Annotated in this window: 12 protein-coding genes; all 12 read left to right on the forward strand. The window is 68.6% G+C overall.

Annotated features, from left to right (window positions below; translation table 11 throughout):
- The first annotated feature begins 147 nt into the window (after positions 1-147).
- The 12 genes from KBB57_RS12290 (at position 148) to KBB57_RS12345 (ending at position 12,858) form a co-directional block, all read left to right on the forward strand.
- A complete protein-coding gene (locus KBB57_RS12290) occupies positions 148-414 on the forward strand; it encodes a P27 family phage terminase small subunit (protein ID WP_367272685.1) in 267 nt (88 codons plus the stop codon).
- Between the two features lie 152 nt (positions 415-566).
- Positions 567-1,250: a recombinase family protein gene (locus KBB57_RS12295; RefSeq protein WP_290750492.1), complete on the forward strand. Its 684-nt coding sequence runs from the start codon at positions 567-569 to the stop codon at positions 1,248-1,250.
- 25 nt (positions 1,251-1,275) lie between these two features.
- Positions 1,276-1,509 carry a hypothetical protein gene (locus tag KBB57_RS12300; RefSeq protein ID WP_290750494.1) on the forward strand — a complete coding sequence of 78 codons (234 nt, stop codon included), beginning with the start codon at positions 1,276-1,278 and terminating at the stop codon, positions 1,507-1,509.
- Between the two features lie 96 nt (positions 1,510-1,605).
- Positions 1,606-2,259: a hypothetical protein gene (locus KBB57_RS12305; RefSeq protein WP_290750496.1), complete on the forward strand. Its 654-nt coding sequence runs from the start codon at positions 1,606-1,608 to the stop codon at positions 2,257-2,259.
- Positions 2,260-2,528: 269 nt separating this feature from the next.
- Positions 2,529-3,584: a hypothetical protein gene (locus tag KBB57_RS12310; protein ID WP_290750500.1), complete on the forward strand. Its 1,056-nt coding sequence runs from the start codon at positions 2,529-2,531 to the stop codon at positions 3,582-3,584.
- Entirely contained in the window at positions 3,584-4,018 is a 435-nt protein-coding gene (locus tag KBB57_RS12315) for a hypothetical protein (protein WP_290750503.1), read from the forward strand. The genes KBB57_RS12310 and KBB57_RS12315 overlap by 1 nt, the downstream gene beginning before the upstream one ends.
- The gene (locus KBB57_RS12320) at positions 4,015-4,767 is read left to right on the forward strand and encodes a hypothetical protein (RefSeq protein ID WP_290750506.1); all 753 of its coding nucleotides are present in this window, start codon (positions 4,015-4,017) and stop codon (positions 4,765-4,767) included. Before KBB57_RS12315 ends, KBB57_RS12320 begins: the two co-directional genes overlap by 4 nt.
- 438 nt (positions 4,768-5,205) lie before the next feature.
- A complete protein-coding gene (locus KBB57_RS12325; protein WP_290750508.1) occupies positions 5,206-7,272 on the forward strand; it encodes a hypothetical protein in 2,067 nt (688 codons plus the stop codon).
- Positions 7,269-7,898 carry a MauE/DoxX family redox-associated membrane protein gene (locus tag KBB57_RS12330; RefSeq protein ID WP_290750511.1) on the forward strand — a complete coding sequence of 210 codons (630 nt, stop codon included), beginning with the start codon at positions 7,269-7,271 and terminating at the stop codon, positions 7,896-7,898. The genes KBB57_RS12325 and KBB57_RS12330 overlap by 4 nt, the downstream gene beginning before the upstream one ends.
- Complete coding sequence (locus KBB57_RS12335; protein ID WP_290750513.1) at positions 7,891-10,488, forward strand: hypothetical protein; 2,598 nt, start codon at positions 7,891-7,893, stop codon at positions 10,486-10,488. The genes KBB57_RS12330 and KBB57_RS12335 overlap by 8 nt, the downstream gene beginning before the upstream one ends.
- A gap of 107 nt (positions 10,489-10,595) precedes the next feature.
- Positions 10,596-10,997 (forward strand): hypothetical protein, encoded by a 402-nt coding sequence (locus KBB57_RS12340; RefSeq protein ID WP_290750515.1) that lies wholly within the window; start codon positions 10,596-10,598, stop codon positions 10,995-10,997.
- A gap of 304 nt (positions 10,998-11,301) precedes the next feature.
- Positions 11,302-12,858 carry an ISL3 family transposase gene (locus tag KBB57_RS12345; protein WP_290750516.1) on the forward strand — a complete coding sequence of 519 codons (1,557 nt, stop codon included), beginning with the start codon at positions 11,302-11,304 and terminating at the stop codon, positions 12,856-12,858.
- The last annotated feature ends 43 nt before the right edge of the window (positions 12,859-12,901 follow it).

The following is a 12,901-nucleotide window of genomic DNA, read 5'->3' on the forward strand; positions in this document are numbered from 1 at the left end:
GTTGCCCGGCGCACCTGACCGCCGCGGCGGCGCGGGAGTGGCGGCGGGTGGCGGCGGAGCTGCACGGCATGGGCGTGCTCACCACGATCGACCGCGCGGCGCTCGCCGCCTACTGCCTATGGCCGCTGGGTCGAGGCGGAGGACCGCATGCGCGAGGGGCCGCTCCTCTACAAGACGCCCTCCGGGCACGTGCAGCAATCGCCGCTGCTCGGGATCGTCAACAAGCAGCTGGAGTTGATGGGCCGCTACCTCGTCGAGCTCGGCATGACGCCGGCCTCGCGCGCGCGGGTCGCCGTAGCCGCGCCGCTGTCGGGTCCCGGCGTCATCGACGGGCGTCCGGTCACGGAGCTCAGCGACGCGGAGCTCGAGGCGCTGATCCGCGACCTTGGCGGCGCGGCGGCGCTGGAGGGGTGAGGCGCGCGGGTTGGCGCCTCGGGGGACCTCGCGTGCGGACAATGGCTTGCATTCCGCCCCGGCGAGAGCGTCCGTACAGACCTGCGCAACGAACGTTTGGCAGCTCTGGTCGCGCCAAAGGCGCGCGACTGAACGGGTGGAGGCGAAGCGCGATGAGGATCGTCGGCTACGAGCGGGTCTCGACGGCGCGGCAGGGCGCGAGCGGGCTCGGGATCGCGGCGCAGCGGCAGGCGATCGACGGCTTCGTGGCGAGCCGGGGCGGCGCGCTGCTCGGCCGCTTCACCGAGGTGGAGAGCGGCCGGAAGCCCGACCGGCCGGAGCTCGCCCGGGCGCTGCACCTCGCCAAGGTCACCGGCGCGACGCTGGCGATCGCCCGGCTCGACCGGCTCTCCCGCAACGCCGCGTTCCTGCTGACGCTGCCCGACAGCGGCGTGCGTTTCGTCGCGGTGGACATGCCGGGGGCGAACGACCTCACCGTCGGGGTGATGGCGCTGGTGGCCGAGGCCGAGCGTGCTGCGATCTCGGAGCGGACCCGGGCGGCGCTGGCGGCGGCGAAGGCCCGCGGGGTCCGGCTCGGCAACCCCAACGGCGCGGCGGCGCTGCTTCGGGCCGGCAAGGGCGCCGTGGCGCTCCGGGCGGCCGTGAGCCGCAACGCCGACGCGCATGCCCGCGATCTCGCGCCGGTGCTGGCCGACATCCGCGCCGGCGGCGCGACCGACCTCCGCGCGGTGGCGGCGGAGCTGAACGCCCGCGGCATGCTCACACGCCGCGGCGGGCGCTGGCACGTCTCGACCGTGACAAACCTGCTTGAGCGGCTTGGGCTCAGGGAGGAGTGATGGGCCAGTCCCGGATGAGGGGCTCGTGGGGACGGTCGCCAACGTCGCCGTGGGACCGGGGCTCGCGGTGGCGGCGCAGCTGCTCGTGTTCCCGCTGTTCGACCTGCCGACGACGCTCGAGCAGAACCTGGCAATCCGTTCGAGGCCGCCTTGCCCGGCAGAGGCTCTGGGCGAGTCGCTGACGGCCATTCCGGGCACGACGCTGTCTGGGCTCGGCCAACGGAGTCGTGTCTGTAGCGTCCGCTCAGGGGCGCTGTGACGTCAGCCCACGCTGGCCCTTGTAACCTCGCCGATGCATCGGTCGTCGTCGTCACTCCCTTGCTCGCGGTCAACACCCCGGCGGCGCTCTGGAACCATGCCGGCGCGGGGATCGAGGCGGCGGTCACCAAGGCGGCCCGGGCCAACGGCGTACCTCGACGCCATCCTGATCGACCGGACCAGCGGCCGGGTCGAGCTGCCGAAGCCGGCGATCCTGTCGGCCGCCTCGAGCGCGCCGGCGGCCCCAGCCGCGGGCACGCTCGCGCTCTACGCTCGGAGCCGGGCCGGCCAGCCCTGGCTCGATGCCATGCGATCCAACGGACGCGACTTCTCGCTGCAGCCGCATCTCGGGCTGGCGCGCCCGGCCAACTGGCTGCCGTCGTCCGGCGCCACCGTCACCACCGAGGGCATGTCGAACTCGACGGTCGGCACCGTATCGACGCCGGGGCTCGCTGCCGGCTCGCTCGCGACCAGCATGCGCCGCTGGCGGCTGACCTCGGCGGCGACGGCGGACTCGGCGTCCGACCAGCGCAGCGGGGTCTTCACCTGCTGGCGCGGCAACGCCGCCGGGCTCGGGGGCTGGACCTTCGTCACCCGCATTTCGCTCAGCATCCTGCAGGCAACCGGCATGGCCTTCTTCGGCCTCTACGGCTCGACCGCGGCGCTCGCCACCACGCTCGCCTTGAGCGCCGTCGTCAGCTGTATCGGCATCGGCTTCCAGCGCGGCACCCAACGTCGCCGACCAGCCTGATCGAGAGGTGACACGACACCGACCGGCGGAGGAGCGCGTCTGCCACCCGCCACCCCTTGGTCTCATCGCGGCAGGCGTCCCCCACGGTCCGCCACGGCTAGAGCAAGTTGAAATTCCGCGCTGTTCTGTTAACGTCAAGCAGACCGCGCCAGAGCCGATCGCGTTGCCTCGAGCCGATTTGCCGCGCAATGCGGACCCGCTGGTGCCGAAACGCCCTTCCGCCGTCGCAAGCCTGAGAAGACACGCCATTCCAAGCGCTGGTCGGACCGATGTTCATCTTCCTGGGTTGGGCCGTGGGGGTGCTCCTTGCCGCCGTTGTTGCCGTCCCCGGCTTCGTCGCCTTGGGGATCCCAGTCGCGACCCTCATCGGCGCGCTTGCGGCCTTGCCGCTCTCCGCAATCCTGCCGCTTCTGTCACCGATCATCGCGGCGCTCGGTGCGCTCGGCGCCGCGCTGGCAGCACTCCTGGCTGGGCTCGGGGTCATCCTCGCGATCCTGCTGGTCCTGGTCGCGATCTTCATCGCGTGCTTCCTTGCCTTCCTTCTCGGCTATGTGATCGCGACCTCCGGCGTCGGCGGCTCCTTCCCGGGCGTCCCCTTTCCCCGTCCGCCGAGGACCCTCCTGACACCGCCGGGCGGCATCGCGACGCCGACCACCGCTACGGCGGCCGAGTTCTTCGGACGGGGGTGGATGATCGGCCTCAACGCGGGATGCAATTTCGCCCTGCTCATGCTGCTCACGCCCTTCGATGCGGTCTGGGCGCCGCGCGTCGCTCTCTGGGCCTTCGTGCTCATCTCGCTCGCGGCCGTCGTGCCCGTGGCCGGCAACCGAGTGTTCCAGGGATTCCTGGGCTGGTCTGGCTGGCTCCTTCCGCTCGCCTGGCTCGGGACCTTTCCCGGTCTCGTCCTCTTCCTCTTCAACGCGATCGCGTCGCGCTTCTCTCCGCCGTTGCCCGGTCTTCCGGCTCTGACCGTCACTGTCGACCCCACGACCGGCGTCGTCGAATCGGCCGAGGGATTCATCACCCGACTCACGACGTTCGCCGGCGGCTTCACCCAAGGTAATTTCACCTTCTTGGTCTGGCCCACCGCGGCACGGGCAATCCTTCCAGCTGCCTTTGGGAGCCCTTCGGTCAGCACCCATGAGATCGGGCACTCCCTCAACACTGCCGCCATGGGCGGCGTCGTGCTCTGGATTAACGCGATCGACGAGAACCTCCTTCCCTTCCGCCGCAATGACCTAGCCTATGGCGAGCTCACCGCAGAGTCGCGTGCACAACTGTTCGGACCCGCCAGGCCTCGCTTCTTTGTTCGGCTGTGGTTCTGATGGCCGCGATCGAGACCTCGGCCCAGCCGGACTACGCGCTGACGATAGCGACCCCGAGCGATGCGGCACGGCTGCTGCGAACCCCGTCCGAGTGGTTCTGGCGGCATCCCGTGGTCGAGATCGGCCCGGCGTTCGGCACCGAGCGCCGTCGGAGGGCGACCGCGAAGCAGATGAGCGCCTTGCTCGGTGTCTGTGGCTGCCAGCCGGCCGCGCTCGCGGCCCTGGTCGTACTCGGCTTCCGCGCCTGGGTGGCCTTCACGGTGGGAAAGGCCGGGATCGGCACCATTGCAGGCGCGCTCGGCGCCGCCCTGGCCGCCGCGCTCCTGGCGAAGGCCGCGGCGCTGCTTCTCTCGCGTGGTTTTTTCGCCCTCGAGCTCCTGCGCCTCCTCGCGCGAGCGCGAGCGTCGATGCAAACGCCGGTGCCGCGCCGATGAGCCGCTGCACGGAAATCGGCGACTGGTTCCGCGACTCGATCGAGCGGCCCCTCGAGCGCTTCCTCCGGAAGCTGGAACAGGAATGCTCCGAAATCCGGCAACCGATCGAAACCGAAATTCGCGTCCCCATCCAAAAGTCGCGCGAGGAGCAGGAGCAGCGGTGCGCCGCGCAGGAGTGCATCTGGTACTGCCTCTGCTGCAACAAGTGGATCTGCGCGATCGTCACCGTGATCCTGACCTTCATCGAGTGGCTCGTTCAGTCGGTCGTCGAATGGCTGGTCGAGACGATCTGCAAGATCCTCGTCATCATCCTCAAGACCATTGTGATGATCGTCGTTTCGGTAGTGAAGTGGCTTGTCCTGGCGGTCGTCTGCGTCCTCGAGGCGCTCTGCCAAGCCATGATCCTGCTCGCGGCGTTCGCTGTCCTCGCCATGCTTCTGGCGATCGCCTCGATACCAATCCCGCTCCTCGCGCCGCTCGTCGCCGCGCTCCTGCCGGCGACGGCGATCGTGGCACTAGCGACGCTCCTGCTTGCTAAGCTTCTTTGCGAGATGACCTGGTGTCGACTGGTCGGACTGATCGGCTGGGCGCTGAAATGGGCGATCGCGATCGGTGCCGCACTCGCCGTCGCCTTCCTCTCCATCGGCACCGGCTGGGCCTCCGCAGTCTATGGCGGCCTCGTGGCCGCCCTCATGATCGCGATCGAGATCGGAAGCTGCCGGCTTCCGCCGATGCGCTCGTTGCCATGAAGGCCGCGCGCCTCGGCCTAGACCTTCGTCCGCATTGCAATGGGCCAAGCCTCCTGTGGAGCCAGGCAGGCGACGATGCCCGAGGGTCGGTCTTTCCATCGCAGACGACACCTCAAGCCATGAGGAGCACGAACTCATGGCGATGCTTCGGTTTGGTCGGGGAACCAGGCGATCGTCTCGATCTCGATGCGCGGCTTGAATGGCCTGCCGGCCGCGCTCCGGCCTAGCGAGCGAAAAAATGGTGGCGCGGCGGCCCGGGCATGAAAATGGCGAGACGCCTGCGACACCTCGTGGTAGGATCGTGCAGTGCGTGTCACCGGCCGTCAGTTTTAGGTATTCTACATTCTGATAGCCGCCAGCCTTTGTCCGCGTAGCGCTCTCGTCAGTTTCTTTCCGCCCTGTTGACGGCCGAGGTCCCGTCGCGATTGGGTTTTGCCCATGCCGTGCAGCATCAACATCGTCAGCATCAATGCGGTCACGCCCTTCGGCGGCGTGGGGCCGACGCGACTGCGCGTCGCAGGAAGGGCGACCCTTTGCCCGGTCGTCGAGATCGTCCCCGGGATCACCGGTGGGATTACCGCCTCGGTCGACGCGAACGAAACCTTCCTGTTCGACGTGCCGCTGACCGCGGCGGTGCAGGTCGGCGACCAGGTCACCGTCACGGTACGGTGCGCGGGCAACCCGGCCTGCTTCGATACGAAGGTCGAGGCGCTGAAGGGCTGCGAGATTGTCCTCTCGGCCGTGAGCGGGATCGTGCAGCGCGGCAGCCTTGTGCCGGCGCGCCTCCGGGTCGAAGGGACTCTCTTCGGTTGTCCGAGCGACCTGATATCCTTCGAGACCTTTCCGGCGGTCATCGCGCCCGTCAGCCGCATGGTGAACCCCAGGACTGGGACGATCGACGAGCAGATCGATCTCGTCGACCTCGTCGCTTGCAGTGACAAGATCGGGCTCGTGGCGAAGTGCGTGGACCCCGCCGACCCGTCCGGCCCGGGTGGCTGTTCCGATCGCCTGACTGTCGAACTTCCCTGCCCGCAGTGCGTGCGGGCGACCATCCATCCGACCGTCAGTCCCTGCTTTGGAACCCCTCCCCAAGCGACCGTCACGCTCGATGCCCAGGTCAGCCTGCCTGGGCCAGGCCAGGGAATTTTCCGGTGGGACTTCGGCGACGGGTCGCAGAGCGCGGACTTCATGCTGGCGTTTCCCGGCGCTCCGGCGGCCTCGGTGGCGGCGCCGCAGGTCACGCACGACTATCCTGTGGGGGTCTACATCGTCGAGCTGCGCCGGATCGACGTCGGTGAGTGCCCGCCGGTGCAGAGCACGATCCGGGTCAACTGCAGCCGCTGCCCGCAGGTCAGCGTTTCGGTCGCCGTCGGTCCCTGCGAAACCAGCGGGCCCGAGACGGACTTCCGCCGCGTGATCTACAGCGTCAGGTTCAATCCGCCGCTGCAGGTCGGCGACACCGCCTACGCCACCTTCTCCTATGGCGGTAAGGACGTGAACGGCGCCCTTAGCGGACAGACGAGCGTCACCGGCAACATGCCGCTCGACTGGCCGATCTTTCTCAAGCACCGCCCGATCGACTATGCCTCGACGGTCACGGTGACGATCGTCGATCAGGCAGGTGTCCTCCTCTGCAATCCGCCGCTGCCGGCTTTTGCGTTCAACACCGGGCAGTCGGGCGTCGTCCAGGTCGAGGAATGCCTTCCCTGCCCGGTTGGCGTCCACGTCGAATTTGGCCCGACCCAGCTGCCCGCCCCGCACCGTGAGCTTGTCGGCCGCGTCGAATGGCCTTCCCCGCCGCCTGCACAGCCCCCGACGCCGACCGGCTGGGACTGGAAGGTCACTCTGCCTGGCGGCCGCGAAGCCTCGATCCTCAATGGGCCGGGGACGGTGCGGACCGACAGCGGCTGGATCGGCAACGGGAGCACCGGCGGCGCGATCGATTTCACGGCCGGGGGCGCATACGGCGTGGGCGCGACGGCCCGTTTCGCACCGGACGCCGGTCTCCCGGTCTGCAATTTGACCGGGTCGCGAGGGATCCCGGTCGATGGGCCACCCGACACTCCGTCAGACGGAAACGGTAGCGGTCAGATCCCGCCCCCGCGAACCGGGTCGATTTCCTGTGACATCTTGCTGGTCATCAGCATCATCCTGATCCTGGTCGGTTCGATCGTCATCGTCGTCGGCGTCTGCGTCGGCTATCCCGTCGTCTGGATCATCGGGATCGTGATCACCGTGGTAGGGCTGATCCTCTTCCTGATCTGGACGATCATCTGCGCGAGCCAGACGCTCTGCGGCATTGTACTCACCGTCTACTGCATCCTGGACTGGATCGTCAAAGTCGGCTGGATCGTCGCCCTCGTCGCCGGGATTGTGGGCGGCCAGACATGCGGCCTCGCGGGATTCGCGGCCTGGGGCGGCTGGGGCGCCCTCCTGTCGTGGTACCAGACCGTGATGTTCCGGATCGGCTGCCAGCCCATCGACTGCACGCAGACACGGCCATGAGCGCGGTCGATTCCGTCGCCCTGCGGACCGAGCTTCTCTACCTCATGCAGCTCGGTCTCGGGATCTTCTGGCTGATCGCGGCGATCGCCAAGCTGCGCTCGCCGCGGGCCGCGAAGCGCACGGTTCGGAATCTCCTCTTCGGACGCGGTGGTGGCGCGGTGGCGCGCGGCCCGCGGAGCGTGGTCGGGGCGGTCATCGCGGTCGAGACCGCCGTCGGGCTGATGCTTCTGAGTGGCTGGCAGGCTCGGCCCGCGGCCCTCGTGAGCTTGGCCATGCTTGTCGGCTTCATCGGCGTGCTGGTCGCCGACGCGATGCAGGGAAGTCGTGCGCATGGAAATCGTACGGCGGCCGCTCCGGCAGGGGGATGCGGCTGCCTAGGCGCCCTTCGCGGCGAACGGCCCGGTTCGAGCTCCGGCGTCGGGCTGGCGCGAGGCGGACTTCCCGCGGCCATCGCGCGCAACTTCTTCCTCGCGGTCGTCTCACTCGGGGTAGCCTCCGGGGTGCACGGAGCCTGCGCCTGTGCGGCCTTCGACCATTACGATTCGTCCACGCGGCTCGTGCGCGCCGCCCCGCAGATCGATGGAAAGCCGGCTGTCATTTTCGGAAGGAGCGCGCGACATGCCTGAGGTCCCGATCGACCGCCTGAACCTCCATGACAGCCGCGAAGTCCTGTCGGCCATAGGCATCGTCCCGCCGTTCGCCTGCGGCACGGTCGTCACCGTGGTCGGGTTCGTTCCGCACGCCATGATCGAGCTCGAGATCGACGGTGTCGCCATGCCGCCGCAGCAGGCCGGCTTCCCCGATCCGATCGGCTACTCGTTCACCTCCGTCGGACCGCTGAAAGCCGGGCAGGTTCTGAGGGCGAGGCAGATCGTCGACGGGGTGCCTGGTCCTTGGGCAAATGCAACCGTGATCGACTTCCACGACCTCTACCCGGCCGGGCTTCCGCGGCCGCAGATCTCGCCGGATCCGGTCTTCGAGTGCGGCTCGCGCACCGGGGTCGGCAATCTCCTGACCGGCTGCAACGCCTGGATCACCGCCGACGGCGTCGAGGTCGGACGCCAGAATGGTGCAACGGCGCAGCAGGGCATCAACGTCAATCCCGACTACGGCCTCGCCCAGCGGGTGCGGGCCTGGGCCGAGCTCTGCGGCGAGCCAAGCCCGCCCTCTGTCGAATGGTTGACGGGCGCGCCGCCGAACCCGGTGCCGGCACCTGGCGTGGACCCGGTTTATGCCGGTGCCGAGCGGATCGCGGTGAACAAGCTCGTGAACGGCGCTCGGTTCACGGTCGAGCGTGGCGGCACGGTTGTCGGGCCGATCCGCACCTGGGGGATCCTCCACTTCGTGCCGGCCTCGCCCGCGACGGCCGAAGGAGAGAAGATCCTCGTCGCGCAGACCATGTGCCCGTTCAATCCGCCGTCGCCACCCGGGGTCGTCGTCGTCGAGGCCTGCTCGAAGATGCCGGCACCCGAGGTTGCCCCGATCCAGGCCGGGGACACCGCCATCCTGGTGACCGGATGGGCGGCGGGCGCCCGGATCAAGGTCTACCAGAACGCCGTCAAGATTGGCGACGGCGGCCCGCCCGTGGTCGCCACAAAGCCGATCGCCGGCACCAGTCCGGTCTATGTCCAACAGATCGTCGGCAGTTGCGTCGGCGCCACCGCACGTCAGATCGATCCGCGCTGCGTTGCGCCGCCGGTCGGTGCCGATCCCGCCGGCCTCGACCTCTTCCCAGTCAGTGAGGTCGACTTCACGGACGGCGTAGACGTGCGGGGCAGCGTCTTCTATCCGGCAGAGGATGACGGCACTGGCCAGCCGTTCAACCAGCGGCTCGCCAAGCTGGGACGCTCGCCGATCGTGTTCCTCGCCCATGGCAACCATGCGACCGTCCATGACCCCGCGGACCGGAATCGGGAGGATTGCCCCGGCGGACTAATCGCCGGGCCGGGGTGGTTGCCGATTCCGAACCACAAGGGCTACCGCTTCCTGCAGCGACAACTGGCTCGCCTCGGGGTGATCGCCGCCTCCCTCGACTGCAACGCTACCAACTGCGTCAACCTCACCTCGGCCAACATCGACGCCCGTGCGGATCTCCTGTTGGGCGCCGTGGCACATTTCCAGGGTCTCGACACCGGCGGTGACGCGATCTTCGGCGGGCGGATCGACTTTACCCGGGTCGGGCTCTTCGGCCATTCGCGCGGCGGCGAGGCTGTGGTCGTTGCCGGCAACCAGGCGAACCGCGCGCTTGGAGTCGACATTCGCGCCGTCCTCTCGCTCGCACCGACGAACTTCTTCGGAAATCAGCCCGACGGCTACGCCTTTATGACGATCCTGCCGGCCGGCGACGGCGACGTCACGGACAATGGCGGCGCCGGGTTCTACGACCAGCTGCGCCCTGCGCCGTTCAAGAGCCAAGTATATGTCGACTTTGCCGGCCACAACTATTTCAACAGAGAGTGGGTCACCGACGAGGAAGGGAGGCTCCCCCCTGACATCCTCGACAGAAGCGCCCACGAGCGAATTCTTTCCGGATACGGCATCGCATTCTACCGCAGCTTCCTCCTCGATCATGCGCTGACCGGCTATCTCACCTACCGGCAGCATCCCCCGGGCTTCGACCCAAGGCATGTGCATCTCTCCTTTGAATGGAAGGAGCAGATGACGGTGGACGATCACGAGCAGGCGAACGGCATCGTCAAGAACACCCTCGATCAGCCAACATCGCAGTCGGCGGCGCTGACCGTGGAGGAATACGAGCTCTGGCAAGGCGCTGCCGGTGGCTATCGCACCGATAGCTTCTGGGGTATGTCGAACGGAATGGTCGTTGAGGGGGCCGGCGTCTTCCGCAGCGGCCTCGCCAAGCCGCTCGACCTCGGCCCGAACAGCGGTCGCGAAATCTGGCTGCGGGTCGCGGAGGTTTCGGACGGCGGCGGGAATCCCCCGGCGGGCGTCGCGTTCGACCTTGGGGTGGAGGATGGCCATGGCTCGGTCGCGTGGATCTCTTCCGACGACATCGGACCGGTGCCGCGCCCCTTCGACCATGCCCTCACCGCCACGAAGTCGATGCTGACGACGCTGCGCTTCCCGCCGCGATGCCTGCGCGCCGAGGGCCCGAGGTTTGACCCGTCGGACATTAGGGCGATCTTGATCAGGGCCGATGGCCACGCCAGGAACGGGATCGCGTTCGACGTCTTGCAGGTCGTCCGCGAGCCATGAGGCTGGGGCGAACAACAGGTCGGACAGCGGCGCGCCTGTTCGTCCTATCGCTCGCTGCGGCCACGCCGTGCTATGATTCCGCGCCGTCCTTCGGAGGAGGACATGCCATGACCGACGCCGACGACAGCATTCCCGAACCGCGTCGACCGGTGTTGCGGCCCCGCCTGCCACGGATCCGCGACATCAAGATCGATTGGGTGGCTTACGCCCCGCCGAAGCTCCGCTACGTCGAGCCGCTCCGTCCCGCCGAGGAGGCGGTGCTCGCGATCGACCTCGAGCTCGACGGTCCGATCCGACTGGACACCGACGTCACGCCGGCGCTGTTCGTCGGCGACGAGATGCTCGTCGAGAGCGTCAGGCTCGAGAACCAGCGTGTGCGCTTCTATGCGTTCGAGCCGCAGGCCGATCGGCTGGAACCGTTGGCCCCGATCATGCTCGGCTGGCCCGGCGTGGGACCGCAGAAGGGCGGTCGGGAAGCCTTTTCCTTCGAGAGGCCGGACCGCCGGTAGGGGGTTGGCGGAGGAAGGAGCGGCGCGTTCCGGCGAGGGCCGCGGCCGCAGACCTCCCCTGAACAGAAGAAGGTCGAATCCCAGGGCGAAGCCCGTGCCCCTCCTGTCGCTCGGAGGCGGTGCTCGGGGGACGGTGAACTCGGGGGCGGTGAGATAGTGTCGAAAGCATCGAACGATGCCTGTGTTGTCAACCAGCACTCAATCGGGACCCTCTGTCGGCGTGGAAAAGGGGCTCTGACTCAATCTCGGTGCAGCCGATCAGCCTGGCGGATAGTGTCCTGCTCCGAACTTGAGGGGAGCAGGGATGGTTGGGAGCCGATCGTCGGCGGCGTTGCTGCCGCCGGGATTGATCATCGACAACGTGCGTATAGAGGAGGGTTGCGTGGCGGCGGCCGCGCGGTCGCGAGATGTCGGGTCGGCCTGCCCGGGCTGCGGCAAGCTCTCGCGGCGGGGGCACAGCCGGTACGTTCGGTCCCTCTCCGATCTTCCCGCGCACGGCCGGCGCGTCTGTATCGCGCTCACGGTGCGGCGGTTCCGGTGCGGCAACGACCTCTGCCCGCGGGAGATCTTCGCCGAGCGGTTCGGCGAGGACATCGTCGCTCCCTACGCCCGCCGCACGGCGCGGCTGCAGACCATCGTCCATCATCTCGGCCTCGCGCTCGGCGGGCGTCCCGGCCAAGGACTGGCCCGGCGCCTGCTGATGCCGGTGAGCAAGGACACGCTGCTGCGGACCGTCCGGGCGCGGGCGCCGGCGGCGCGGCCGGCGTCGCGGGTGATCGGCATCGACGACTGGGCGTGGAAGCGCGGCCATCGCTACGGCAGCATCGTGTGCGACCTGGAGCGGCGCGAGATCGTGGACGTGCTTCCCGACCGCGAAGCCGCCACCGTCGAGACCTGGATGGCGGACCACCCCGAGGTCGAGATCGTGTCGCGGGACCGCGGCGGCGGCTACGGCCAAGCGGTCGCCCGCGCGGCGCCGGAGGTGGTGCAGGTGGCCGACCGCTGGCACCTGATGGCGAACGCCAGCCAGGCCTTCCTCGATGTGGTGCGGCGGTCGATGACGTCGATCCGCAGCGCGGTCGACGCGGGCACCGTGAGTCCCGAACTGCTGACCTCGGCCGAGCGGCTGCAGTACGAGGGATTCCTGCGCCGCGAGGAGATGAATGCAGCTGTCCGGGCGCTGGCGGACGAAAGGGTGCCGATCAAGCAGATCGTCCTCCGGACCGGCTGCAGCCGGCAGACGGTGCGGCGGATTCTGCGCGGCGAGCGCGACGACGTCTTCCGTGTTCGCATGAGCTCGCTCGAGCCCTGGCTCGTCCAGCTCGACGAGGCCTGGTCCGGCGGATGCCGCAACGGTGCCGAACTCTGGCGTCGTCTCCGCCTCGCCGGCTTCGGCGGCAGCCTCCGCGTCGTCACCGAGTGGGCCACGCGCCGCCGACGTGCGGAGGCCATGCATACCTCCGGTCCCCGAAAATGCCCCTCGGCCCGGAAGATCGCGATGATGCTGATCCAGAAGCGGGCGCATCTCACCAAGGAGGATGCGGTGACCGTGGCGGTGATCGAGGCCGCCGTCCCCCTCCTTGCTGCCAGCCGGCAGCTTCTCGAACGGTTCCAGGTAATGGTCCGGAAGCGGGACCCGTCCAGCCTCGACACCTGGCTCGACGACGCGCCGTCCGGACCGTTGGCCTCCTTCGCCCGCGGGCTGCGGGACGATCAGGCGGCCGTCACGGCGGCTCTGTCCCTGCCGTGGTCCAACGGCCAGACCGAGGGGCACATCACCAAGCTCAAGCTCGTCAAGCGCCAGATGTACGGCCGCGCAAAGCTCGACCTCCTTAGAGCGCGGCTTCTCGGCGCGGCATGATCAACCGCAGCGCTGCACCGAAAGTGAGTTAGAGCCGAAAAGG

The organism is Amaricoccus sp. (assembly GCF_017993425.1).
GTDB lineage: Bacteria > Pseudomonadota > Alphaproteobacteria > Rhodobacterales > Rhodobacteraceae > Amaricoccus.